The sequence below is a fragment of the Psychroserpens sp. genome (genome assembly GCF_036960315.1).
Classification (GTDB): domain Bacteria; phylum Bacteroidota; class Bacteroidia; order Flavobacteriales; family Flavobacteriaceae; genus Psychroserpens.
Genome location: NZ_JBALVR010000001.1, coordinates 691,232 through 717,797, shown reverse-complemented (window position 1 = coordinate 717,797; position 26,566 = coordinate 691,232). Strand labels below are relative to the sequence as shown.

General features: G+C 34.9%; 23 protein-coding genes and 2 riboswitches. Of the genes, 3 read left to right on the top strand and 20 right to left on the bottom strand.

Translation table 11 applies throughout. The features are described from left to right. Window positions 1–28: 28 nt before the first annotated feature. The 4 genes from V7719_RS03180 to V7719_RS03165 all read right to left on the bottom strand — a co-directional run bounded on the left by V7719_RS03180 (window position 29) and on the right by V7719_RS03165 (window position 4,005). Window positions 29–1,111 carry a bifunctional 3-deoxy-7-phosphoheptulonate synthase/chorismate mutase type II gene (locus V7719_RS03180; RefSeq protein ID WP_335728405.1) on the bottom strand — a complete coding sequence of 361 codons (1,083 nt, stop codon included), beginning with the start codon at window positions 1,109–1,111 and terminating at the stop codon, window positions 29–31. Between the two features lie 69 nt (window positions 1,112–1,180). Further along, window positions 1,181–2,032 carry a prephenate dehydrogenase gene (locus tag V7719_RS03175; protein ID WP_335728404.1) on the bottom strand — a complete coding sequence of 284 codons (852 nt, stop codon included), beginning with the start codon at window positions 2,030–2,032 and terminating at the stop codon, window positions 1,181–1,183. Between the two features lie 3 nt (window positions 2,033–2,035). Continuing rightward, window positions 2,036–3,181: a pyridoxal phosphate-dependent aminotransferase gene (locus V7719_RS03170; RefSeq protein WP_335728403.1), complete on the bottom strand. Its 1,146-nt coding sequence runs from the start codon at window positions 3,179–3,181 to the stop codon at window positions 2,036–2,038. Further along, complete coding sequence (locus V7719_RS03165) at window positions 3,178–4,005, bottom strand: prephenate dehydratase (protein WP_335728402.1); 828 nt, start codon at window positions 4,003–4,005, stop codon at window positions 3,178–3,180. Before V7719_RS03165 ends, V7719_RS03170 begins: the two co-directional genes overlap by 4 nt. Window positions 4,006–4,286: 281 nt before the next feature. On the opposite strand from V7719_RS03165, the gene gldA reads away from it, so the two are divergent. Further along, the gene (gene gldA, locus V7719_RS03160) at window positions 4,287–5,183 is read left to right on the top strand and encodes a gliding motility-associated ABC transporter ATP-binding subunit GldA (RefSeq protein WP_335728401.1); all 897 of its coding nucleotides are present in this window, start codon (window positions 4,287–4,289) and stop codon (window positions 5,181–5,183) included. A 1-nt stretch (window position 5,184) separates the two neighbouring features. Here gldA and V7719_RS03155 read toward each other — a convergent pair whose 3' ends face one another. From V7719_RS03155 to V7719_RS03085, 15 genes are all read right to left on the bottom strand, one after another. Next, entirely contained in the window at window positions 5,185–5,934 is a 750-nt protein-coding gene (locus V7719_RS03155) for a head GIN domain-containing protein (RefSeq protein WP_335728400.1), read from the bottom strand. Between the two features lie 86 nt (window positions 5,935–6,020). Then, complete coding sequence (locus V7719_RS03150; RefSeq protein ID WP_335728399.1) at window positions 6,021–7,118, bottom strand: acyloxyacyl hydrolase; 1,098 nt, start codon at window positions 7,116–7,118, stop codon at window positions 6,021–6,023. Between the two features lie 70 nt (window positions 7,119–7,188). Then, entirely contained in the window at window positions 7,189–8,145 is a 957-nt protein-coding gene (metF, locus tag V7719_RS03145) for a methylenetetrahydrofolate reductase [NAD(P)H] (RefSeq protein ID WP_335728517.1), read from the bottom strand. 165 nt (window positions 8,146–8,310) lie between these two features. Further along, window positions 8,311–11,010, bottom strand: a complete 2,700-nt coding sequence (gene metH, locus V7719_RS03140) for a methionine synthase (protein ID WP_335728398.1) — start codon at window positions 11,008–11,010, stop codon at window positions 8,311–8,313. Further along, window positions 11,010–12,011 (bottom strand): homocysteine S-methyltransferase family protein, encoded by a 1,002-nt coding sequence (locus tag V7719_RS03135; protein WP_335728397.1) that lies wholly within the window; start codon window positions 12,009–12,011, stop codon window positions 11,010–11,012. The genes metH and V7719_RS03135 overlap by 1 nt, the downstream gene beginning before the upstream one ends. A gap of 56 nt (window positions 12,012–12,067) precedes the next feature. Further along, window positions 12,068–12,187, bottom strand: a riboswitch (SAM riboswitch). Window positions 12,188–12,309: 122 nt separating this feature from the next. Further along, window positions 12,310–13,359, bottom strand: a complete 1,050-nt coding sequence (locus V7719_RS03130; RefSeq protein WP_335728396.1) for an NAD(P)/FAD-dependent oxidoreductase — start codon at window positions 13,357–13,359, stop codon at window positions 12,310–12,312. 1 nt (window position 13,360) lies between these two features. After that, complete coding sequence (locus V7719_RS03125; protein WP_335728395.1) at window positions 13,361–13,936, bottom strand: precorrin-2 dehydrogenase/sirohydrochlorin ferrochelatase family protein; 576 nt, start codon at window positions 13,934–13,936, stop codon at window positions 13,361–13,363. Between the two features lie 5 nt (window positions 13,937–13,941). After that, window positions 13,942–14,706 (bottom strand): uroporphyrinogen-III C-methyltransferase, encoded by a 765-nt coding sequence (cobA, locus tag V7719_RS03120; RefSeq protein ID WP_335728394.1) that lies wholly within the window; start codon window positions 14,704–14,706, stop codon window positions 13,942–13,944. Window positions 14,707–14,716: 10 nt separating this feature from the next. Beyond that, a complete protein-coding gene (locus V7719_RS03115) occupies window positions 14,717–16,804 on the bottom strand; it encodes a HEPN domain-containing protein (RefSeq protein WP_335728393.1) in 2,088 nt (695 codons plus the stop codon). A gap of 9 nt (window positions 16,805–16,813) precedes the next feature. Beyond that, window positions 16,814–17,434 (bottom strand): phosphoadenosine phosphosulfate reductase domain-containing protein, encoded by a 621-nt coding sequence (locus V7719_RS03110; protein ID WP_335728392.1) that lies wholly within the window; start codon window positions 17,432–17,434, stop codon window positions 16,814–16,816. Continuing rightward, the gene (locus tag V7719_RS03105) at window positions 17,431–17,691 is read right to left on the bottom strand and encodes a DUF2061 domain-containing protein (protein WP_335728391.1); all 261 of its coding nucleotides are present in this window, start codon (window positions 17,689–17,691) and stop codon (window positions 17,431–17,433) included. The genes V7719_RS03110 and V7719_RS03105 overlap by 4 nt, the downstream gene beginning before the upstream one ends. A gap of 129 nt (window positions 17,692–17,820) precedes the next feature. Next, entirely contained in the window at window positions 17,821–18,231 is a 411-nt protein-coding gene (locus V7719_RS03100; RefSeq protein WP_335728390.1) for an RrF2 family transcriptional regulator, read from the bottom strand. A 26-nt stretch (window positions 18,232–18,257) separates the two neighbouring features. Further along, a complete protein-coding gene (locus V7719_RS03095) occupies window positions 18,258–19,424 on the bottom strand; it encodes an O-succinylhomoserine sulfhydrylase (RefSeq protein ID WP_335728389.1) in 1,167 nt (388 codons plus the stop codon). 60 nt (window positions 19,425–19,484) lie between these two features. Continuing rightward, a complete protein-coding gene (locus tag V7719_RS03090; protein ID WP_335728388.1) occupies window positions 19,485–20,504 on the bottom strand; it encodes an alpha/beta fold hydrolase in 1,020 nt (339 codons plus the stop codon). Between the two features lie 78 nt (window positions 20,505–20,582). Next, on the bottom strand, window positions 20,583–21,875 hold the full coding sequence (locus tag V7719_RS03085; RefSeq protein ID WP_335728387.1) for an O-acetylhomoserine aminocarboxypropyltransferase/cysteine synthase family protein: 1,293 nt from the start codon (window positions 21,873–21,875) through the stop codon (window positions 20,583–20,585). 118 nt (window positions 21,876–21,993) lie between these two features. Beyond that, window positions 21,994–22,118, bottom strand: a riboswitch (SAM riboswitch). 252 nt (window positions 22,119–22,370) lie between these two features. On the opposite strand from V7719_RS03085, the gene metK reads away from it, so the two are divergent. Together metK and V7719_RS03075 are read left to right on the top strand one after the other, a co-directional pair. Then, window positions 22,371–23,627, top strand: coding sequence for a methionine adenosyltransferase (metK, locus tag V7719_RS03080; protein ID WP_335728386.1), 1,257 nt, complete (start codon window positions 22,371–22,373; stop codon window positions 23,625–23,627). A gap of 190 nt (window positions 23,628–23,817) precedes the next feature. Then, entirely contained in the window at window positions 23,818–25,590 is a 1,773-nt protein-coding gene (locus tag V7719_RS03075; RefSeq protein ID WP_335728385.1) for a hypothetical protein, read from the top strand. Window positions 25,591–25,666: 76 nt separating this feature from the next. Here V7719_RS03075 and V7719_RS03070 read toward each other — a convergent pair whose 3' ends face one another. Continuing rightward, entirely contained in the window at window positions 25,667–26,512 is an 846-nt protein-coding gene (locus V7719_RS03070) for a GLPGLI family protein (RefSeq protein WP_335728384.1), read from the bottom strand. Window positions 26,513–26,566: the final 54 nt, after the last annotated feature.

Here is a 26,566-nt window from a genome sequence, read left to right as displayed (position 1 = left end):
GAGGCTTTTTTTATTGTTTTAATTCTATTTATCCGTTGATAATCTTTTCTTGATGATTAATCGATTCTTGATGAATCGCTTTAAACATACGCAAGATAAACTCTTCGCTTAGTCCCTTTTCATCACCTTCTAAAACCATTTTTCCTAGAATCTCGTTCCAACGTTTGCTCTGTAAAATGGCAACGTTCTTTTGTTTTTTCAAAGAACCAATACCATCGGCAGCTTTCATTCGTTTTCCTAATAAATCTATAATTTGATTATCTACAACATCAATTTGAGCTCTTAAATTATTAAGATCAGTATTGTATTCTTTTTCTGGATCAGATTCTTTTCTAATTTTAAGATCTTCCATAATTTGAACTAAGGCACTAGGTGTGACTTGTTGCGCAGCGTCACTCCATGCATTATCAGGATCTGTATGCGTTTCAATCATTAATCCGTCAAAATTAAGATCTAAAGCTCTTTGAGACACATCTAAAATCATATCTCTCTTTCCTGTAATATGAGATGGGTCATTAATTAGAGGTAAGTCTGGAAATTTATTTTGAAATTCAATAGCGAGTTGCCATTCAGGAATATTTCTATATTTAGATTTCTCATAGGTTGAAAACCCTCGGTGTATTGCTCCCAAATTTTTAATACCAGCTGTATACAATCTTTCAATACCACCCAACCATAAGGCTAAATCTGGATTTACTGGATTCTTAACTAATACAACTTTATCTGTTCCTTGTAATGCATCAGCAATTTCTTGCATTATAAAAGGACTTACTGTTGAACGCGCTCCAATCCATAATAAATCAATGTCATGCTCTAAAGCTAATTCTACGTGATTTCTATTGGCAACTTCGGTTGCTGTTTTTAAACCTGTTTCTGCTTTTACTTTTTGTAACCATTTTAAACCTAATGCACCTACACCTTCAAAATTTCCTGGACGTGTTCTTGGCTTCCAAATACCAGCTCTATAGTAATTAACATCTGTATCTTTAAGCTCATGCGCTATTTTTAATACTTGATCTTCAGTTTCTGCACTGCATGGTCCTGCAATTACTAATGGATGATTTAACCCTAAATCATCTAACCATGTTCTCATTTCTTTTTTATTTTCCATAATTCTCTACTAAATAGGTCTCGACTGCACTTCGACTCCGCTCAGTTTGATACGTTAGACCCAACATTTTTATTGTATTCCGTTTAAAATATCTTTTATATGATTTGTGTTTTTCATTTCATTGAATATCTCCTCAAAATCATCAGCTTCCATTAAAGCTTTAAACTGTTTTAGATTGTTGATATACTCGTCAAGTGTTTCTATAACATTCGCTCTATTTTGTTTAAAAATAGGGGTCCACATTGCAGGAGAGCTTTTTGCCAAACGCACTGTACTTTCAAAACCACTACCTGCCATATCAAAAATATCGCGTTCGTTTTTTTCCTTTTCGATGACCGTCTTTCCTAGCATAAACGAACTGATATGCGATAAATGAGACACATAAGCAATATGTTTGTCATGCGCTTCTGGATTCATATATCGAATACGCATTCCTAAGTCTGAAAACATCTGTAACGCCTTCTCTTGCAGCTTAAAAGTTGTTTTTTCAACCTCGCAAATGATATTCGTTTTCTTCTGAAACAGATCTCTAATAGCCGCTTTAGGCCCAGAAAATTCGGTGCCAGAAATTGGATGTGTTGCCAAAAAATTACGCCGTTTATCATGCTTTTCTACAGCTTTACAAACTGGAAGTTTTGTAGAACCAACATCAATAACTAAGGTGTCATCTGAAATCGCATCTAATACTTTAGGTAGTTCAACAACTGCTACATCCACAGGAATAGAAAGCACTACTAAATCGGCACCTTTCAAATCCAAATAAGTCGCTTTAAAATCTATAATTTTGAGATCAAGCGCTTCATCCAAATGGCTTTCATTAGAATCAATTCCGAAGATTTTAGCATGGCCATTATTAGATTTGATATCTAATGCCAGACTTCCGCCAATTAACCCTACGCCTATGATGTATATATTATTCATTACTTATTTCAATCTTGATAGTGCTTCTTCCAAATCGTCTTGCGATGCACATAGTGATATTCTTATATGTCTTTTTCCGTTGCTACCAAAAATTGTTCCTGGTGTAATGAAAATAGACTTTTCTTTCAGTATCAAATCAATGTATTCTTCGGCATCTAAATAGTCTGGTAATTTTGCCCAAACAAATAAGCCTGTTGCCGTTTTATCGTAGGTGCATTTGAGTGCATCTGCTATTTTCCAAACAATCTCTCGACGTTGTTCATACACACTATTTAAACTTAAATACCACATATCTGAACAGTTCAAAGCTTCAATAGCACCTTTTTGAATACCTAAAAACATCCCAGAATCCATATTACTTTTCACGCGCAATACAGCATTGATATAGTCACTTCGACCAAGCAACATTCCGACACGCCAACCTGCCATATTAAAAGTTTTACTCAGCGAATTCAACTCCATACAAACATCTGAAGCGCCATTATATTTGAGAATACTTCTTGGGTATTTGTTCAAAACGAAACTATACGGATTGTCATTTACAATTAAAATATTGTTACGCTTTGCAAACGTAATTAGATCTTCAAATAACTTATTCGTGGCTTGAGCTCCTGTTGGCATATGCGGATAATTCACCCACATTAGCTTTACCTTATCTACACCTTGTTTCTCCAGTTCTAAAAGATCTGGTAACCAGTTATTCTCTTCAGTTAAATCATAATATCTTGGAACAGCGCCTACCAAATTGGTCACCGATTTATAGGTTGGATATCCCGGATTTGGAATAAGCACTTCGTCACCTTCGTTTAGAAATGCCATGGATATATGTAAAATCCCTTCTTTACTTCCCATAAGTGGAAGCACTTCTGTTAAAGGACTCAGGGGCACATTAAAATGTCTTTTATAAAACCCTGCAATAGCTTCTCTGAGCTCTGGAATCCCCTTATATCCTTGATACTTGTGGGCTCCATCTTGATTAAACGTTTCTACCAAGGCGTTGAGAACGCGTTCTGGCGGATTTAAATCTGGACTACCAATTCCTAAATTAATGATTGGTTTCCCCTGAGATTTGAGTATGCCTACTTCTCTTAATTTTTTAGAAAAGTAGTATTCTTCAACGTTTTGTAGTCGGTTAGCAATCTGTATCATAGTCTTGCATTTTTATATATTCCCAACACTTTAAAATCTTGAGCCATTATGGTCATAATGGATTTTGCTTTTTCGAAATCTGTATAGCTTTCAAAAGTTAAATCCACAAAAAAGGCATACTTCCAAGGTGTTTCAATTTTCGGGAGTGATTGTATCTTAGTTAAATTTAACTTACAATCACTTAAAACATTCAAAAAAGTTGCTAAACTTCCCCTTTTATGGTCTAATTCAAATTTAACCGACGCTTTATTTATCTGATCTTCTGAAATTTCAGAGTTTTGAGTTTTCACAACCACAAATCTAGTTTCGTTATGTTTTATGGTTTGAATACTTTCTGAAATGATTTCAAGTTCAAACAATTGAGCTGCCAATCGAGAAGCAATTGCTGCAATATGCTTTGTTTGATGCTTCTGAATACGTTGCGCTACTTCGGCCGTGTCTTTATCTTCAATTAATTTGATATGTGGATACTGCTTGAAAAACGCTTTGCATTGTAATAATGCCATTGGATGCGAATACACTTCCTTAATATCATCAATAGTTTGATGCGGCAATGCCATTAAATGATGCTGAATATCTAAATAGTGCTCACCTACAATATGCAAGTTATGACTATCAATTAACGCATAATTTGGAATAATAGAACCTGCAATAGAATTTTCTATAGCCATGATTGCAGCATCGGTTTGACTATCAAGAATGCTATCAACCACACCATCAAATGTTAAACATTCATTGACATTGACTGAATCATCAAAAAACTGTTGTGACACAATATGATGGAACGACCCTTTTATTCCTTGTATGGCGACTGATTTAATCATAAAAAAAGTCCCGATTTTCATCGAGACTCATATTTAATTTATTTATTATAAATTATACATACAACGTCTCGCTCTTTCCGCTAAAAAAGAAATAAAACCAGTTGTGATATGTATGATTTAATGTATTCATGTTCATAATTGAAGTGCTAATGTAATTATTATTTTAAGAAATCAAAATTGTTATAACATATTTTTGAGTTTTTCGTTACAGTTTTAAAGAATTCATAATTTAAAGGAGGTCATTAGTAATAATTACTATTTTTGAATAAATATATTCATATATGTCTATTGAGGTTGAAAACATTACTAAAGTGTATGGCGAGCAAAAAGCGCTAAACAGTATATCTTTTTCTATAAACAAAGGTGAAATTGTTGGATTTCTAGGGCCAAATGGCGCAGGAAAATCAACACTAATGAAAATCCTCACCACCTATATCAATGCCACTGAAGGTCTCGCTAAAGTAAGTGGTTTTAATGTTGAAGTTGATAAAAAAGAGGTACAAAACACCATTGGTTATTTACCAGAACACAACCCATTGTATCTAGATATGTTTGTGAAAGAATATCTTGCATTCAATGCCAGCGTTTACAAGACACCTAAATCGAGAATAAATGAAGTGATAGCGCTTACCGGATTGACACCTGAAGCGCATAAAAAAATTAGTCAGTTATCAAAAGGATATAGACAACGTGTTGGGCTTGCCAATGCTTTATTACACAATCCGTCTGTTTTAATTTTAGATGAACCAACAACCGGATTAGACCCAAATCAGTTGGTAGACATCAGACATTTAATCAAGAATATTGGTAAGGATAAAACGGTTTTTTTATCGACGCATATCATGCAGGAAGTTGAAGCCATTTGCGATCGTGTGATTATTATCAATAAGGGTCAGATTGTGGCCGACAAAAAACTAACAGAATTACGTGACGATAAGGAACAAACGGTTATTGTAGAATTTGACTATCGCGTTGAAGATGCTTTTTTATTGAAATTGCCTAATGCGAAAACCGTTAAGAATACGCATGACTTTATTTACGAAATCACATTTTCTGCTGGCGAAGATATGCGATCTCATGTCTTTGATTTTGCTCATGATAATCAGTTAAAAATCCTTCAGCTTAACCAAAAAAATGCAAGTTTAGAAAGTTTGTTTAGAGAACTAACTTCTGAATAAACTATTCAAAAATAAGCTGTCCAGTATAAAATTGCTCCACATCAACAATTGGAGGCGTATTAACAACAATCACATCACCAGTACTTCTAATTTCACCTGTTAAGGATTGTTGCGCATTAATAATCATGTCATTACTACTTCGCTGAAAAATATTTACATTTTGAGCGATTAAGTTTCGGCCTTCAAATCGAGCGTCACCTGCAACAAAACGAATATTTAGGTTTTCAGTTTCTCCATTTAAAAACATACTTGAAAGACCATTGACCTCAATTTTTAATATATTGCATTGCAGTTCTAAATGAAATTCTCCATCTACATTAAATGCATCTTCATTTGTGAAATCTTCTGAATATAATTGTAGTGTATCATAATTTAAAACACCTTCACTCCTAACTGGTAATCCGGATGCATTTCGTATCTCAGTTAAATTTGGCACATTTACAAAAACTTTTGTAACACCATAATTCCTTGTAAGATTACAAGAATTATTGTTATAGAGTTCTAAGCGACCATCAATTACTCTAACTTCAATATCATCCATTAAGTATTCTCCAGTTTGCACAGTAACACTTTGCGTTGGCGCATCTGTAATAATTAATTCTACCCGTTGAAAAGCAGTTATTTTAGTAAATGCTTCGACATCAAATTCCTTTTCAATAATATCACCTGCATTTTGAAAACAATCTGGTACGTTTTCCCCATTACATGACAGAAGTAAAACAGTAAATAGTATGTATAGTCCCTTTTTCATGTGTTCATATTTATTATTTCTTAATGGTCACATGCTATTCGCTATTAATAATTTTCTTGAATAATAACTCTTTTAACATGCTCGTTTCATAATCGTATTCCTATTCCAAATTCAACAGCTTCTGCTTTTGCACCATGCGATTTAAGCGTTATGGCTCCAAAAATTTTATCTCCAAAATAACGTTTCAACCCAATTCTATTATACACTTGACCTTCAAAATCATATGGATAATAGACATAATAACCCAATTGTGTAATGATCGACATTTTATTTATAAACAACTCATGACCAACAAACAGACCAACACGTTTCCAATCTTCATCACCTGTAACATCAAGCTCTGGAAACGCAACAGCATAAAAATCAATCAACTCTTCTAAAAACTTAGAAAAAAATACATCTGTCCCAAATTGTATTGCACTTTTTCGGTTTAAACGTTTATCTGCATAAGCCGAAACGATATAAAAAGGAAATTGTCCCATATCAATAATATCGCTTTCATTGAGACCTGTTCTAAACACAAAATTATACTTGATTTTCTCTTTATATGTTTTTTCATCAGAAGAAGCGATATACTCGGGTTCTTTGTCATTGTTAAACACATAATTGGTTCCTATATTAAAGGCAAATGTATTCGTGGATGTATTTGGCGCTCTAAAATTAGCATTAGAATAATGCACAATAGAAATACCAGCTTGCACTCCAAAACCTTTAAAAATATTTTCCTTTTTGTAGTTAAGCATGACATACGTTGAGCTCAACAAATCTGAGCCATAGGCATTGTTTCTAAAGTTTTCAGCCTTATCATAAGGATTCGTTGTATAGGCAATACCTTGACCAATTCTCAAATTTATATTTCGTTTAAGAAAATAAAAATTGTAGTGTGCATATAATCCGTAATTCTCACCAAGCGTTTCACTTTTCATATCCTGATAAACGAACGAAAAACCCCAATCTGGATAGTTAAATCGGCTCTCCCAATCTTTAAATCCGTAGGTTTTTTTGCTATAACTTAAAATCAATCCTGTAGGATGATCTGCTATGAGATGTGAGATATCAGGATTGTGTTCTAAAACGGTTCCGTAGAAAAAATTCACATCTAAGGTAAATAGGTTCGGGTCTTTTTCTTGAGAAGATACCAAAATGGTAAATAAGCAGAAAATGCAGGCAATTAAATGCTTCATTAAATTTAGTTATGGGACAAAAATAACAGAATATTACTATTTCTACTTTAAAACAATAGAAATACTATAATCAAAACACTTGAGATGCAATAGCATGTACATTATCACTCTTACCCATAGAATAATAGTGCAAAACAGGTACGCCTGCTGCCGCTAACTCTTTAGATTGTTGTATAGCCCAATCGACTCCTACTTGTCTCACTTTAACGTTTGTATCACATTTCTCTACTTCTTCAATTAAGATTTCGGGTAAATCAATCTTAAACACTTGTGGCAACAATTGTAAATGACGTTTCACAGCAATTGGTTTTATTCCTGGAATGATAGGTACGTTAATACCAGCCTCTCTAGCGGCTTCAACAAATTCAAAATATTTTGAGTTATCAAAAAACATTTGGGTAACTACATAATCTGCACCAGCATCAACTTTTTCTTTCAAGCGTTTTAAATCGCTACTCAAAGAAGGGGCTTCAATATGTTTTTCTGGATAACCTGCTACGCCTATACAGAAATCGGATTTGTGATCAGCTTCTAACACATCATGTAAATATTTTCCACAATTTAAGTTCTGGATTTGCTCTACTAAGTCTCTCGCAAATTGATGACCACCTTTTGTCGCTTCAAAATATTTTTGATGACTCATGGCATCTCCTCTCAATGCCATAATATTATCTATTCCTAAGTAATGACAGTCAACCAGTAAATATTCAGTTTCTTCTTTAGAAAACCCACCACATAATACATGTGGCACTGTATCTACATCGTATTTATGTTTAATTGCTGCACAAATACCTACGGTTCCAGGACGCATTCTTGTAATTCTTCTATCTAATAATCCCTCGCCTTTATCAATGTACACATACTGCTCCCTTGATGTTGTTACATCTACAAAAGGAGGATTAAATTCCATTAAAGGATTAATATTATTGTACAACTCCTGAATGTTATTTCCTTTTTTAGGCGGAATTATTTCAAACGAAAACAAGGTTTTTCCGTTGGCGTTCTTTAAATGGTCTGTTATTTTCATACTCATGCCCACGAAAGTGGGTATCTCTTTTATATCATTATTTTGAGCGTTACCTGAAGGTCGCGCTTTCCGTTATATCTTTTTACGTGTTCTCAATACAATGCTCTTTTAAAGTCGCATCACTCGAACTCACGTAAAAAGGATGCCACATCAATCACTAACGCACTAATCCACTAAATTTGGGTTTAACCATTTTCTGGCTTCATCTTCACTTATAGCGCGACGTTTAGCGTAATCTTTTAATTGGTCTTCGGTAATTTTTCCTAATCCGAAATACTTCGCTTCTGGGTTTCCAAAATAATACCCACTTACACTTGCTGCTGGCCACATGGCTAAACTTTCAGTGAGTTCTACTCCTATGTTGTCTTTAACATTCAACAATTTCCAAATGGTACTTTTCTCTAAATGGTCTGGACATGCTGGATACCCAGGAGCTGGACGAATCCCTTTATAACTTTCTTTAATCAATTCGCTATTCGTTAAAGCTTCATCTTGAGCATAACTCCAATGCTTAGTTCTCACCTCTTTATGCAAATATTCTGCAAAAGCTTCGGCTAAACGATCGGCTAATGCCTTTATCATAATCGAATTGTAATCGTCATGATCAGCTTCAAACTGCTGCGCTAATTCTTGAGTACCAAAACCTGTTGAGACACAAAACACTCCCACATAATCTTGTTTTCCAGAATCCTTAGGTGCGATAAAATCGGCCAATGCATGACTTGGAATACCTTCCCTTTTCTTCAACTGTTGTCGAAGCGTAAGGAATGTATAGGTTTCTTCCTTGTTCTCAACTCCGTTCGACCTGACAGAAGACACTTCAATATCATCATCATTAACCGTGTTTGCTGGAAACAATCCGAAAACAGCTTTAGCTTTCAACAACTTCTCATCAAAAACACGTTTCAATAACACTTTTGCATCCATGAATAGCTCCTGCGCTTGTTCTCCAACAATGTCATCCTTTAGAATATCTGGATATTTTCCGTGGAGATCCCAACTTCTAAAAAACGGACTCCAATCAATAAAGGATTCTAGTCTAGTAATATCAAAGTCTTTAATAATTTGAACACCTAATTCTTTAGGTTTTACGATTTCCGAAGTACTCCAATCGATTTGATATTTATGTTTTCTAGCCTCTTCAATAGAAATATAATCTTTTCGTTTTCCACGTGTTAAGAACTGCTCACGAAATTTATCATACTCTTCGCGAACTTGTTCTTTATAAATTGCATTATCCTTCTTCAATAAATTACCAACAACGGTCACAGCTCTGGATGCATCATTAACGTGAACAACTGTATAGTCATAATTAGGAGCAATTTTAACAGATGTATGTGCCTTAGATGTGGTTGCACCACCAATAATTAATGGGATCGTTAAATTCTTTTTTTTCATGGCTTTAGAGAGGTATACCATTTCATCTAACGATGGTGTAATTAGACCACTTAAACCAATGACATCAACCTGTTCTCTCACTGCAGCCTCGATGATTTTTTCTGGCGGAACCATGACGCCTAAATCGATGATTTGATAGTTATTACATCCTAAAACCACACTCACGATATTTTTACCAATATCATGAACGTCGCCTTTTACTGTTGCCATTAAAATTTTACCAGCAAACTCTTGCTTACCATCTTTTTCGGCTTCAATAAACGGTTGTAAATGTGCCACCGCTTTTTTCATCACACGTGCAGATTTCACTACTTGAGGTAAAAACATTTTTCCACTTCCAAAGAGGTCTCCAACCACATTCATTCCAATCATTAAATGCCCTTCAATAACTTCTATAGGTCTAGCTGAAGCTAATCGCGCTTCTTCAACATCGGCAACAATAAATGCATCTATACCTTTGACCAGACTATGTGTGATTCGATCTTGCAAAGCATCGCTTCTCCATTCTAAAATTTTTGTGACATCTTCCTTTTTATTCCCTTTAACGGTTTCAGCAAAATCAATTAATCGCTCGGTGGCATCATCACTTCTATCAAAAAGAACATCTTCAACACATTGTAATAAATCCTTTGGGATTTCATCATAAACCTCCAACATGGTTGGGTTGACAATACCCAAATTCATTCCGTGCTGTATGGCGTGATATAAAAATGCTGAGTTAATCGCTTCCCGAACCGTTGTATTTCCTCTAAATGAAAATGACACATTACTCACACCTCCTGAAACGTTAGCGTAAGGTAAATTTTCTCGAATCCATTTGGTGGCATTGAAAAAATCTAAAGCATTTAACCGATGTTCATCCATTCCTGTGGCTACAGGAAAAATATTAGGATCAAAAATGATGTCTTGTGGTGGAAATTTAACCTCGTTGACTAAGATATCATAAGAGCGTTTGCAAATGTCAATTCGTTTTTGATAGCTATCTGCTTGACCAACCTCATCAAATGCCATAACAACAACAGCTGCACCATAGCGCTTTACTAGTTTTGCTTGACGTATAAATTCGGTTTCACCCTCTTTTAAACTTATAGAATTAACGACGCATTTTCCTTGAGCGACTTGTAATCCAGCTTCTATAATTTCCCATTTAGAACTATCAATCATCAGTGGAATACGAGCAATATCTGGTTCAGAAGCAATCAGGTTCAAAAATTTAACCATCGCATACTTCCCATCGAGCATCCCTTCATCCATGTTAACATCGAGAATCTGTGCTCCACCTTCAACTTGATCTCTTGCAACACTTAAAGCTTCATCGTAGTTCTCTTCTTTGATTAATCTAAGAAATTTTCGAGAACCTGTCACGTTAGTTCGCTCACCAACATTTATGAAATTACTTTCTGGAGTGACCACTAATGGTTCTAAGCCAGATAGTGTTAAATATTTTTTACAATCACTGTCTGCCATTATGGGTATACTTTAGTTTCTCTTGGTTTGTGTTTTTTCGCAACATCTGCAATGGCTTTGATATGCTCTGGATTGGTTCCGCAACAACCACCAATAATATTTATTAATCCGTCTTGAAGATAATCTTCTATTAATACTTGCATTTGCTGTGCCGTTTGATCGTACTCACCAAACGCATTTGGTAAACCTGCATTTGGATGTGCAGAAGTATAAAACTCGGTTTCGCGTGATAACCGTTGTAAATACGGCTTAAGTTGTTCTGCTCCTAAAGCACAATTGAACCCAACACTTAATAATGGTATGTGCGAAATAGAAGCTAAAAAAGCTTCTACAGTTTGGCCAGATAATGTGCGACCTGAGGCATCGGTAATCGTTCCTGACACCATAATTGGAATTTCTATTTGACGTTCTTCTTTAACTTCTTCAATAGCAAACAAAGCCGCTTTTGCATTGAGTGTATCAAAAATTGTTTCTACTAAAAGCACATCAACACCACCATCAACCAAAGCCTCAACCTGTTGTTTGTAAGCGACTCGAAGTTCGTCAAATGTTATCGCTCTGTATTCTGGCTTATTCACATCAGGAGACATACTTGCTGTCTTGTTTGTTGGCCCAATACTTCCAGCTACAAATCTTGGTTTTTCAGGATTCGCATTAGAAAATTCATTGGCGACCTGCTTGGCTATTTTAGCAGATTCGTAATTTAATTCGTAAACTAAATCTTCCATGTTATAATCAGCCATAGCAATGGTTGTCCCTGAAAACGTATTGGTTTCCACAATATCTGCTCCTGCTTCAAAATAAAGTTTATGAATTTCGGCAATAGCTTGTGGCTGAGTTAATGACAATAAATCATTATTTCCTTTTAGTGAAGACGGATAATCCTTAAAACGTTCGCCTCTAAAGTCTTCTTCAGAAAAGTTATAGCGTTGCAACATTGTGCCCATGGCACCGTCGAGGACTAAAATTCGTTTTTGTAAAGTTTGTAAAATATCTGACATTTTAAAATTTTATATAAAAATGCCATCAGGAAAGTAAGAGAATTTACTTAAGCTTTGTATTATCTGTCCTTTACTTCTGAATTAAATCAGAACAAGGTAGAATTTAGCACCTTCTTTAAAATAAAGGGTTGCTAAGGCTTCATAGGGTCTGTTCCCTCTGCCTTTCATGATAACAAATCAATAATTGTATGAACTAAGTGGTAAAATAACGAATTAAATCTTTAATAAAAAAATTTAATCCGCTTTAACCTCATTATAATGATGTATTTAGATTACGTTTATGCTATAATATTTTCCGTTAAATAATTGCTTTTACAACAGCCTTAGGCGATTCCTTTCTAGAACCATCAAATCCATTAATACCAGTTACCGTTGTGTATTTTAAAACAAATTTTTTGTTTGGATTTAAGATTTTATAAGCTGATTGACACATTAAAGTAGCTTCATGAAATCCACAAAGAATGAGCTTCAATTTTCCTTCATAGGTATTAACATCACCAATAGCAAAAATGCCTGGAATATTAGTTTGGTAATCTATTGTGTCTACTTTTATGGCATTCTTTTCTATATCTAATCCCCAATTCCCTATCGGTCCTAACTTAGGTGAGAGTCCAAATAATGGAATAAAATAATCGGTCTCTAAATAAATTTGCTCTTCTCCTTTTTTAACCGTTATGGCTTCAACATGATCACTACCATGAACACCTGTCACTTCAGCTGGCGTTATTAGGTTGATTTTTCCTAGCAGCTTCAATTCTTGTACACTTTCAACAGAATCCAAAGCACCTCTAAATTCATTTCGCCTGTGAATTAACGTCACTTCTGAAGCAATGTCCGCCAAGAAAATACTCCAGTCTAATGCAGAATCTCCACCCCCAGAAATCACAACACGCTTGTCTCTATATACTTCAGGATCTTTTATAAAATAAGCAACACCTTTATCTTCATAATTTGTGATGTTTTCTATTAAAGGTTTTCTTGGTTCAAAACTCCCTAAACCTCCAGCTATGGCAACAATTGGCGCTTGATGTTTAGTGCCTTTATTAGTAGTTACTATAAAACTGCCATCCTTTTGTTTCTCAATCGTATCAGCCCGTTCACCCAAGGTAAATCCAGGTTGAAATTGCTTTCCTTGTTCTAAAAGGTTTTTGGTTAAGTCTCCTGCTAAAACTTCTGGTAATCCAGGAATATCATAAATAGGTTTTTTGGGATATAACTCTGAACATTGTCCTCCCGGCTGAGGCAATGCATCTATTAAATGACATCTTAGTTTTAATAAACCTGCTTCAAAAACCGTGAATAAACCTGTTGGCCCAGCACCTATGATTAGTATATCTGTTTGTATCATTTTACTTTTGTATTAGATTTTCTGTGATTTTGTTTAAAGCTGCTACTTTATCTTCAAAATTGCCTTTAATTGTTTTTCTGTAAACATTTAAATTTTCAACCAATTCATTGATGTCATCAGGAATTACAGATTCAAAAAATTGACGTAATCGCTTGGCTGTCGTTGGCGATTTTCCGTTAGTAGAAATCGCGATTTTCACATTACCTTTAGTGACGATACCACCAAGATAGAAATCACACAATTCTGGTGTATCGGCTACATTGACTAGTAAATTTCTACGTTTTGCGTCTTGGTAGACTTGATGATTAACCTCCAATTTATCGGTTGCTACAATGGCTAGATCTTTATCGCAAAGGAAAGATTCATCGTAACCTAAATTGTACAATTTGATATCGTAAGCCTGAGCCAATGCTTTTACTTCTGCTCTAAAAAATGGTGCGATCATGGTCACATTTGCAGTTGGACTCGATTTTAGCAAAAATGTCAATTTCTCCAAGGCGACATTTCCTCCTCCAACAATAAGCACTTGTAACTCATGCATTTTTAAAAATATTGGATATAAATTATTTCTTTCCATAAGATTTATGCTAATTGTGTTTCTAGTTTTTCACAAATTGAATGTAATTCGACACGTTGATTTACGACCTCTCCAATTACAATAATTGCAGGTGAAGACAGTTGCTTTTCTTCTACAATAGATTCTATGGTTGATATCTTTCCGATACCAACATTTTCACGTTCTGTTGTTCCATTTTGAATAATAGCTACTGCAGTGTCACTTTTCTGTTCCGAAGAAAAAATCTGAACAATTTCGCTCAGTTTCCCCATTCCCATTAAAATGACAACGGTTGCTGAAGATTTTGCTGCAAGTGCAATGTCTTTTGAAATTTGATGAGATTTAGTTGTTCCAGTAATCACCCAAAAACTTTCTGAAGCACCTCGTTTTGTTAATGGAATACCTTGATAAGCAGGCACTGCTATAGATGATGAAATCCCAGGCACAACATAGGTTTCAATATCAAATTGTCTAACATAATCAATCTCTTCCGCACCTCTACCAAAAATAAATGGATCACCCCCTTTTAGTCTCACAACATGTCCATGACTTTTTGCTCTACTTACAATAAGTTCATTTATCTGTTCTTGTCGATAGGCGTAACACCCTTTGCGTTTACCAACAAAAATGAGCTCAGCCTCTGATGACGCATAGTCCAATAAAGATCTATTGATGAGCGCATCGTATAAAATAACATCTGCAGTTTCAATAGCTTTAATCCCTTTAAGGGTTATTAATTCTGCATCTCCAGGTCCTGCACCAACTACGGTTAATTTTGCTATAGTTTTCATATGCTTAATATTATTTACTTACTTCTTGTTCTCTCAAAGCTCTCACAACCCCTAAAAACTCTTGTGCATTTTTAATATATGCTTTAGCAAATTTTTCAGTTGGTGCATGTGCTTTAATTTGATACACTAAATCTGAAAACGATACGCTTAAATTCAATATTTTGGTATCGATAATCAGCTCGTCAAATTGTTTAATTATTCCTGCTTGTGTATTGGTTGACACCCCTTCTGATAATAAAATTGCTTTTGCAGAATTCACCATAGAGCTATAGGCATAGTAAATAGCACTTGAGTAAACATTGTTTGAAAACGCTTCAGTCGCATCTTCAATCTTTTCTTCACTTTCTAAAAACAATGTTGCAATGAGATCGATAACAACCCCTGCACATTCTCCAATGCCAATAGCTTTTATATAGGCTTTTTCACTTCCCCAGTCTATAAAATCATCTTGTGTTAAGTTTTCAATACTTGACAGGTCTGTAAGCAACTCATAGAAATACTTTTCGCCTTTTTCAGCATAATAGTCTTCAAACTTTTTATTGTTGGCAAACTGCTCATAATCATTAAGAATTCGACGTAAAGCATCTGGACCTCTTTTACTTGGTATTTTCACAACTTTATCTGCGAATACACCATTTCCGTCACCTTTATTTCCGCCTCCAAGTAAGACCTGAAGCGCAGGCGCTACCAATTTATTTTTAGTACGAATAGACATCCCTTGAAACCCAATATTTGCCATATTATGCTGCCCGCAGGCATTCATACAGCCGCTAATTTTAATAACTAAATCTTCATTTTCTAAGTAGTGTGGATATTCGGTTTTTATGATACGTTCCAATTCTTTAGCTATTCCTGTACTGCTTGAAATCCCTAAGTTACAGGTATCGGTTCCAGGACAAGCAGTGATATCGACAGCTTTGTTATACCCCAATTCAGTGAACCCAAGTTTTTTTAATTCGGTATAGAAAAATGGAAGCAATTCTTCTTTCACAAATGGAATCAAAATGTTTTGTCGCAAACTCAATCTAATTTCTCCTGCGGCATAGTTCTCAACTAAATCTGCTAATAATCTGGCCTTATCAGTATAAAAATCTCCAAGTAAAACTTTAATTCCTATGGCTACATAACCGTCTTGTTTTTGTGGGACGATGTTCGTTGATTTCCATAATTCGAAATTGTTTGTATCATCAATATTGACTGTTCGTAAATCGACAGAAACTGGAATTGAAGCTTGATAGGTTTCAGCATCTATCTCGACGGTTTTAAATTCGATAGCATCTTGTTCGGCTTCAACTAAAATCTTAAAAGCATCTAAACCAATGTTTTTTATTAAGAATTTCAATCTTGCTTTGGCTCTACTTTTACGTTCACCATGACGATCAAACAGTCTTAAAACACCTTCCATCACTGGAATAATTTTATTGGTAGGCAAAAACTCATATAGCAAATCCGCATGTCTAGGTTGTGATCCTAAACCTCCACCTAAAAGGACTTTAAATCCTCGTTCACCATTTTGAATTTTGGCGATAAACCCTAAGTCGTGCATATAAGATAATCCAGTGTCTTCATCTGAAGCAGAAAAGGAGACTTTAAATTTCCGTCCCATTTCTTGACAAATTGGGTTTCGTAAAAAGAAACGAAATAAGGCATCAGCGTAAGGTGATACATCAAACGGTTCGTCAACATCTATTCCTGCTGTTTCACTTGCCGTTACATTACGAACGGTGTTTCCGCAGGCTTCTCGCAAGGTCACTTTATCACGTTCTAATTCTTCCCAAAGTTGAGGTGTACGATCTAAGTCGACATAATGAATTTGAATATCTTGACGTGTTGTAATATGCAAGCGTCCTCGCGAATATTCGTCTGAAACATCTGCAATTCTTCGTAATTGATTGCTCAAAACTTTCCCATAAGGCAATTTGATACGAATCATCTGAACACCTTGCTGTCGCTGACCATAAACACCTCTAGCTAAACGAAGACTTCTAAATTTTTCCTCATTGATTTTTCCATTATGAAACAGCTCAATCTTATTAGCCAATTCAATAATATCTTTCTCAACAATAGGGTTTTCTATTTCGGTTCTAAAACTTTGCATATGAATTTTTTATTGAAGATGGATTCCACATTCGCGATTTTGTAAGGCTTTTATGGGATCAAAATACTCATGGTTTTTAGGTAAATTATGTACTTCTAAATAACCATCTAAATCATAATCTGTCCAATAATAGAATGGGCTTATTTTTAAAATCCCATCCTTACTATAACTTAAAATGTCTTTTTTATTTCTTAATTCTGTTTGACGCACTCTAATATTTGTAAACCATAAATCTGGCTGATGCTCTTGTAATGCCCTTCTAAAAGGTTCTAATTTTACGACTTCAGAAAATTCGGCATGATTATCATCTTCTATACTTGGCAAACCTATGGATGCATCTATTTCTTCTTTGCTTTTTAAAGATTGATATTTATTAATTTTTAAATTATAATTTTCTATTAGGTTAGCTGCATGCTCATACGTACTTGGTTGATTATATAAGGTATCACACCAAATTACCTTAATGTCTTTATCATGCCTAGACATTGTTGTCAATAAAATTGCTGAATACATTCCAAAACTTGTAGTTACTATTCTATTTTCTGACAAAGTCAAAGCCCACTTTATGATTTCATCTGGTGTTTTATCTCTAAGAGACATATTTAATTTATCTAAATCTAAATATTTCATTTTCCCCATTTTATTTTGTTCCAAGTACGTTCATGAAAATAATAAAGCACCAATTTTGAAATGAGTTCTATAAATCCAATAGAGAAAGCCAAAGCCAACGTTCCTGTTATTAGATATGAAATAACAATTGTTGCTATTGTTCCTAAGACTCTCCAACTAATTGTTTTCACTAGTGTTCTTTTTATTTTTTCTCCAACTTGTATTGGAGTAATTTCTTCTATTTTTTTAGCGTTATTTCGGCTTAAAACTGTATCCATATATTATCTCTTTTAGTTATTTTTCTAATACCCTATAGGGTTAGTAGGATATTAATACAAACGTATAGTATATTTATTATAAAACAGTAGTTAATTTGATAAAAATTCTAGGTGTATTTTGCGAATACTCTAATTCGTTAGATCTTCTAACGTCGTATTTCTGAACACTTTAAGAGAATTATCTCTTATCTGTATCATTAGTCGATGAACGGCACATTTATCTTCGTCTGGACAATCATTACATTTTTCATAATAATTTAAACTCACACAGGGCACCATGGCAATTGGACCTTCTAAAACTCTCATGACAGTCGTCATTGGAACGTCTTTAGGTTCTTTTAGTAAATAATAACCGCCTCCCATTCCTTTTTTCGATCCCAAAATGCCATTTTTCTTAAGTGTTAGCAAAATAGTTTCTAAAAATTTAACCGAAATAGTTTCACTTTTAGAAATGGTTGCTATTGAAACAGGCTTGCGACTGTTCTGTCTTGCCAAAAAAGTTAGCGCTTTGATACCGTATTTAGTTTTCTTTGAAAGCATGTGCCCAAAGATACTTTTTTAAATCGTTATTCTAAAGCCTGACTTAAATCACTAATGACATCTTTTACGTTTTCTAATCCAACCGAAATTCTCACCAAACCATCTGTAATACCGACCTCTAATCTATCTTCTTCTGTGAGTTTTGCATGGGTTGTTGATGCTGGATGCGTGACTATGGTTCTGGTATCACCTAAATTTGCAGATAGTGAACATAGCTTAATATTATTTAAAAACGCACGACCAGCTTCTATGCCTCCTCTAACTTCAAACGCAACCACATTTCCACCTAATTTCATTTGCTTTTTAGCAATGTCATATTGAGGATGTGACTTTAGAAAAGGATATTTTACCAAGCTAATTTTAGGATGGCTTTCTAAATACTCAGCAACCTTCAACGCATTTTCACAATGCTTATCCACTCTAACGGCTAGAGTTTCTAAACTTTTCGATAACACCCAAGCATTAAATGGTGATAACGCTGGACCTGTATTTCGGGAAAATAAATAAATCTCTCTAATCAAATCTGCTTGACCAACAGTGACACCTCCCAAAACACGACCCTGACCGTCAATTAATTTTGTTGCCGAATGTATCACCAAATCTGCACCGAATTTTATTGGATTTTGTAAATATGGTGTCGCAAAACAGTTATCTATCACAAATAATATATTGTGCTTTTTAGCAATTTGTCCTAAACGTTCTAAATCAAGGATATCGACCGCTGGATTTGTCGGACTCTCAGCATATAAAATTTTAGTGTTTGGTTGAATTAAACCTTCAATAGCATCAACATCATTGACATTGAAATAGCTTGTTTCGATATTCCATTTTGGCAAAAACTTAGTAAACAATCCATGAGTCGACCCAAAAATACTACTAGCAGATACAATATGATCTCCTGCATTTAGTAATGCTGCAAATGTTGAAAACACCGCAGACATGCCTGTTGCAAATGCATAACCAGCTTCGGCACCTTCCATCTTACACATCTTTTCTACAAACTCAGAGGTATTTGGATTTGTAAATCTACTATAAATGTTACGCTGCTTTTCTTCGGAAAATGACGCTCTCATATCTTCAGCATCTTCAAAAACGAAACTTGAAGTGAGATATAATGGTGTAGAATGCTCCATAAACTGGGAACGTTCTGTCTGCGTTCTTATCGCGTTGGTTTCAAAATGTTTATCATCCATATCTTAATTTATATGATTTAAAAATTTAATCCTATCTGACTAATCAACGTACTCTTAACATCAGCTATTACGAATACGACCATGTGTGCTTTTTTTATTGTTAATACTTGTCTGTTTTTTAAAAATGGGCTTTAATATCTTTTTTAATTGTTCGTATTCTATTAAAAAGGCATCATGACCATGAATGGATTTAATTTCAGAAATACTGACGTTGTCTTTAATTAATTTTAAATCCACATAAGTATCCCAATTTTCTTCAGCTTTAAAAAACAGATCACTAGGAATTGTGACAATATGAATAGTAGAACTTATAGCCCCTACAACCTCGTTAAATGACCCTTGGTTTTTAGTGATGTCTATGGTTTTTAAAATTTGGTTCATCAATTTATAAGCTGATACATTAAAGCGTTTATTCAAGGCTTTTCCATGATAATCTAACCAGCTCTCCACATTGAAACGTGCCTTAGACACTTCCGTTCGTTGAAATTTATTGGTCAACGATTCTGGTGTTCGGTATAAGGTCATCGCATGCATTCTTGCATCTGCCAAAGGTGAAGTAGAATGATTTAAAATCGAATCTTGAATATGACAATTAGCAATGAGCCAATCTGTGGATTTCCAATCGCAAGCCACTGGAATTAAATGTTCAATTAAATTGGGTTCTAGTGCCGCAAGCTCCCACGCAATTCCACCACCAACCGATCCTCCAATGACAGCATATAATTGATTTATTTGTAAAGCTTTTAATCCAAAAGCAAAAATTTCAGCAATGGTTCTTGCCGTAAAATCTTTATAGTTATCAATAAGATGTTCTTCCTCAATATCATATCCATTTCCTGGAATATTAAAAGCCAAAATAGTGAACTGATTGGTATCGATACATTTATTTTCGCCAATTAAATCATTCCACCAACCCTCTTTTCCGCAAACATTAGAATTACCTGTCAAGGCATGATTTACCAATACAATTGGTGCTTCAAACAATGGCTGACCAAAGAGTTGATAGGATAATCCAATATTCTGGGAGACATTTGATGTGATCTCAAAATCTGAAATTTTTATGTACTTCAATGATGACATTCTAATATTTTTAATAGTTATAGATGCCCCGAAAAAAAGACGAAGCGTAGCATCTACTTGAACATTAACTATGATTTATTATGCTAAAACAGTTTTCTTGACCACATCAAAAGCTTCCTTTAAATCAGCTTTTAAGTCCTCAATATTTTCAATTCCAACAGATAAACGAATCAAATCTTTTGTTACACCTGTAGCTTCTTGAGCTTCGTCACTCAACTGTTGATGTGTTGTACTTGCTGGATGAATAATCAAAGATTTAGTATCACCAATGTTCGCTAAGAGTGAGAATAACTTTGTGGTATCTGCAATCTTTTTTGCAGACTCATAACCACCTTCAACACCAAAAGTCACGATTCCACTTTGCCCTTCTGGCAGATATTTTTCAGCTAATTCTTTGTATTTACTGGTTTCTAATCCAGGATAATTCACCCAACTGACTTCTGGTTGTTCTTGTAACCATTGGGCTAATTCGAGTGCGTTCTCACTATGTTTTTTGATACGAAGTTCTAATGTTTCTAAACCTTGAATAATTTGAAATGCATTAAACGGGCTCAAAGCGCCTCCATAATCCCGAAGTCCTTCAATTCTAGTTTTCGCAATAAATGCAGCTGCTCCAATAGCTTCACTATAAACTAAACCATGGTATCCCGCAGATGGTTCTGTAAATTCTGGAAATTTTCCATTGGTCCAATCAAAGGTTCCAGCATCAACGATGATACCGCCCAGTGATGTCCCGTTACCATTGATATACTTTGTTAAAGAATGAATCACAATGTTTGCACCATATTCGATAGGATTTAACAAATAAGGAGTTGCCACAGTATTATCAACAATAAATGGTACTTTGTGTGCTTTAGCTTGTTTAGAAATGGCTTCGATATCAAGAACGTCTAGCTTCGGATTCCCTAAAGATTCCACGAAAAATGCTCTCGTATTTTCTTGAACTGCTGTTTCAAAGTTTTCTGGATCTGAAGGATCTACAAAAGTTGTTGTAACCCCATGTCTTGGCAGTGTAACACTTAAAAGATTGTAAGTTCCACCATACAAACTGTTGGACGCTACGATGTGATCTCCCGCTTTTAAAAGTGTAAGTAATGTTGTTGAAATCGCTGCAGTTCCCGATGCTGTTGCTACGGCTGCAATACCACCTTCAAGAGCGGCAATACGTTGCTCAAGAATATCATTGGTTGGATTATTTAAACGTGTGTAAATAAAGCCTGGAACCGAAAGATTAAAACGTCCAGCTGCATCATCTGAATCATCAAAAACGTAAGCGGTAGACTGATAAATAGGAACTGCTCTTGTTCCTCCAGTTTGACTTACGTCATGTCCTGCGTGTAACGCTTTTGTTGCGAATTTTTGTGTACTCATTTTTCTAAGTTTTTAGTTAAAAAATTAAACCAAAAGCCAAATAAGCTTCTTTTAGAAGCATACTTAATAGAAAAATATTATAAAGAAAATACGTGATTACAGATGAGTAATTACGGTTGGGTTATCTATCCGAGCACACGATAAATGAATCGCGACTTCAAGTAGAATTTAGCACCTTCTTAATAAATTTAAGGGTTGCTAAGGCTTCATTGGGTCTAATCCCTCGGCCTTTCTTGATAACATTTCAGTAAGTTATTGAACTTTGTGAGCACAAATATTGCAACATAAAAATTTAATATCCAAATATTTAAGAAAAAAAATAAAATAAATCTAGTTTCGTTATTATTTCTCTACATTTGACAAATCAAATTAAAAGAGGAAAATTTGTTCTGATTGCAACCTCATAAAAAAAATGCTAAAGCAGTTAGTTTTCAACTTCTCTAGCGACCAAGCAATCTCATTTTTCTTTCAGTACTAATAATTTAAAGGGATTATATGGCATATTTATTTACTTCAGAAAGTGTTTCTGAAGGACATCCAGATAAAGTAGCAGATCAAATTAGTGATGCATTAATTGATAACTTTTTAGCCTTTGACAGCGAATCAAAAGTGGCTTGTGAAACTTTAGTCACAACAGGTCAGGTTGTACTTGCAGGTGAAGTAAAATCTAACACTTATTTAGATGTTCAAAAAATCGCACGAGATACAATTAATAAAATAGGCTATACCAAAAGCGAGTATATGTTTGATGGAAACTCATGTGGTGTATTTTCAGCAATACATGAACAATCTGAAGACATTAATCGTGGTGTAGACAGAGATAGCAAGGAAGAACAAGGTGCAGGAGATCAAGGTATGATGTTTGGTTATGCGACTAAAGAGACGGATAATTATATGCCTTTGGCTTTAGATTTATCGCATCGAATTTTAAAAGAGCTAGCCGATTTAAGGCGCGAAAATAAAGACATAACTTATTTACGTCCAGATTCTAAAAGTCAGGTAACTATAGAGTATAGTGATGATAATGTACCTCAACGTATTGATGCCATTGTCGTTTCTACTCAACATGACGATTTTGGAGCTGATGAAGAGATGTTGGCAAAAATCAGGAAAGACATCGTTGCTATTTTAATACCAAGAGTGGTTGCTAAATTACCAGAGCATATTCAAGTGTTATTTAATAATGATATCACCTATCACATCAACCCAACAGGAAAGTTTGTTATTGGTGGACCTCATGGTGATACCGGACTTACAGGACGTAAAATTATTGTAGATACTTATGGCGGAAAAGGTGCTCATGGTGGAGGCGCATTCTCAGGAAAAGACCCAAGTAAAGTCGATAGAAGTGCAGCTTATGCGACAAGACACATTGCAAAAAACATGGTTGCAGCAGGTGTTTGTGATGAACTATTGGTACAAGTAAGTTATGCGATTGGTGTTGTTGAACCGACTTCAATTTTTGTTGACACTTATGGTACTTGTCCGTTTAATATTACTGATGGTGAGATTGCAGAAAAAATTGCTAAGATTTTTGACATGCGACCAGCAGCTATTGAAGCGCGCTTAAAATTACGTCACCCTATATATAGTGAAACAGCAGCTTATGGACATATGGGACGTAAAGCTGAAACTGTTACTAAAACCTTTGAACAACCTAATGGTAAACCAATTACTCTCGATGTAGAATTATTTACATGGGAAAAATTAGATTACGTTGATAAAGTGAAAGCGGCTTTTGGGTTATCATAAGCTGAGACAATAATTAATATTTAAATCCTCGCAGAATCTATCTTCGAGGATTTTTTATTTGAAATAAACTATAAGAAACTACGCAACCTTTTTGTAGTTTTCCCATCTTAATAATAACTATTATTAAACTATCAATACTAGGTATTTTACTCCTTAATCTGTTACTTACATAACAACAAAACTTAACTCTATGAAATTTAAACGACTGTTACCCAAATCCATTTCCCTTGTTTTAGTAAGTATGCTTTTATGTGTATCATGTAATAATGATGATAGCATAACCACAACTCAAAATCAGGGTCCAGACCCAACAACGTTCTCTGAAAATTTTGGCAATGACATCTCTAGAAACTTTTTAGGAACTATAGTGGACACGAACAACAATCCTATAGAAAATGTAATGATTAGTATAGGGAGTTCTACTGCTATGACAGACAGTAATGGTGTATTTATCATAAATAATGCAACCGTTAATAAACGCTTCGGATATATAAAAGCTGAAAAAGCAGGTTATATTCATGCGTCTCGTGCAGTTGTTCCTAGTAGCGGAACTAATAAAGTTCGGATTATGATGTTGCCAGAAACTAGTGCAGGAACAACTACAAGTGGTACTCAAGAAACGATAAGTTTACCTAATGGTTCTAAAGTCGCCTTAGAAGGTGATTATATAAAACCTGATGGAACTAATTATGATGGATCTGTAAATATCATCATGCATCATCTAGATCCTGCAGATGAAAATATGCAAGATCAAATGCCAGGCATGTTATATGCCGCTAATGCTCAAAACGAAGAACGCATGTTGCAAACCTTTGGAATGCTAGCTGTCGAATTAAGAGGAGATAATGGTGAGGATTTAAATCTAGCTGAAGGCTCTACAGCAGAAATCACAGTCCCTCTAGATGCAAGTTTAGTTGCTACTGCACCAAGTTCGATTCCTCTGTGGTATTTTGATGAAGCTAATGGCTACTGGATTGAAGACGGTGAAGCGACTTTAGTTGGAAACGCTTATGTGGGAACCGTATCTCATTTCTCGTTTTGGAACTGTGATATTCCTGCAGAATACGCTGATTTTTGTGTTACTGTAAGTGATAGTGAAGGAAACTTATTAGCCAATACCCAAGTAAGTTTAACAAGTGAAAACTATGGTACTAGTTCTGGATATACTAATGAGAATGGTCAAACTTGCGGTTTAATTCCAAGCGGCGAAACCCTAGAGATTAATATTTATAATTATAATCTTTGTGGCCAAAGCCCAATATACTCAGATACAATAGGCCCATTCGTTGTGGACTCTAGCATTGGTGTTACGGTTGCTGATAATCCTGATATTATTTCTGAAACCGTTACAGGTATATTTAATGATTGTGACGGCAATCCAGTTACAGAGGGTTATGTGCAATTGTCATATGGTAACCAATATTTTACAGATGTTGTTTCGGATGGTGATTTTGAAATTAATTTGATTCGCTGTGATGCAAATAGCACATTTACGATACAAGCATTTGATTACGTTAACATCCAGGAAACGGACTCTTTAAATTACACCTTTACTACGCCTTTAACCAATTTAGGTACGATTCAATCTTGTAATACTATTGAAGAATTTATCACCTATCAAGTAGATGACTTTCCAGTAGTTGCATATAACTTCAATGTTCAAGGTGGCTTGGATGGTAATTATCTATATATATCATATTATTCTGACCTTCAAGACTATTGGTTTAATTTTAACATCAATGGTTTTAATGGCCCAAACACGTATACAAATGGTTATCTAGACTTTTTTGACGAGAGCTATGGAACATCCCTAGAGAATTTATTTATAGGCACAAGCAATGTTACTTCATTTGGTGACGTTGGCGAGTATATCGATATCAATTTCTCGGGTGTTATTAATGATTTCAATAGTGATGATGAATTACCCATCTCTGGGACAATACATGTTTTGAGAGATTTTTAAACATAAGAATAATACATAAAAAAAGCCTTCTCAATTGAGAAGGCTTTTTATTTGAGTTAGTTATTTAGAAAAGAGATTATCCTCTACTCCGCCCCATACGGTTATCACGAAATTCTTTCATTTTCTTAACAAGGGTTTCTTGGTACTCTATTTTCGTCGTTTCTTTTCCTTTGTCAGGCGCTTCAATGTCTACTTTCTCTGCTGGATTTATAACCAACTTAGAGCACAGCATTGTAGTATCTCCAGCGCTCACTTCTAGAATCAATCCAGGCAGCCCCCAATATTCTGATGGCCCATGACCTACTGGAATTTGAGGTGAGTACCATGCTTCAACTTCGGTCATTGGAATCTCTGACTTCACTGTTTCGCCTTCGGTTGTCTCTTCAGTTTCAGTCGTAGCGTTACTTCTACTTATTTTATTCCAAGAAAAAGAAAACCATGTCAATTCATCAGATGGTATCATAGCCGTTGCTTTAAAACAAGTGTAGTTACCAATTTGTTTGGTTTCGGTTTCCATAACCCATTCTATAGGCTGTAATTTATCTTTAACCAAAAAACGCTTTCCGTAGAATTCTTGATCTTGAATCTGTGTATTCGTTTTTACATTTTTATATTGATCGCCTGCAGCAAAATTTTTGCCCCAAGAATCTGTTGCTCCAGACATGGCATCTAGCTTATCGCCTTCTGTAAAGATAGATTCTTCTTTATTGAACGTTAAGATATAGGTTTTTTCTAGTCTATTTTTTAGACGTGCCATGACCTGCTTTTTTTGAGCTTCACTCATTCGTGCACCCCAAGTGCCTAAATCCATTGTCGATTTAGAAATGTAAGTGGCTTGTCCTTGAAAGTCTTGTGCACTTAGATTTAAAGTCATCAAAAGTGCGAAGGTCAAAAGACCTAATTTTGTGGTTAGCGGTTTCATTATGTTTGAATTAGTCAATGATGTGTTTAACAAATATAACAAAATGTTAAACAA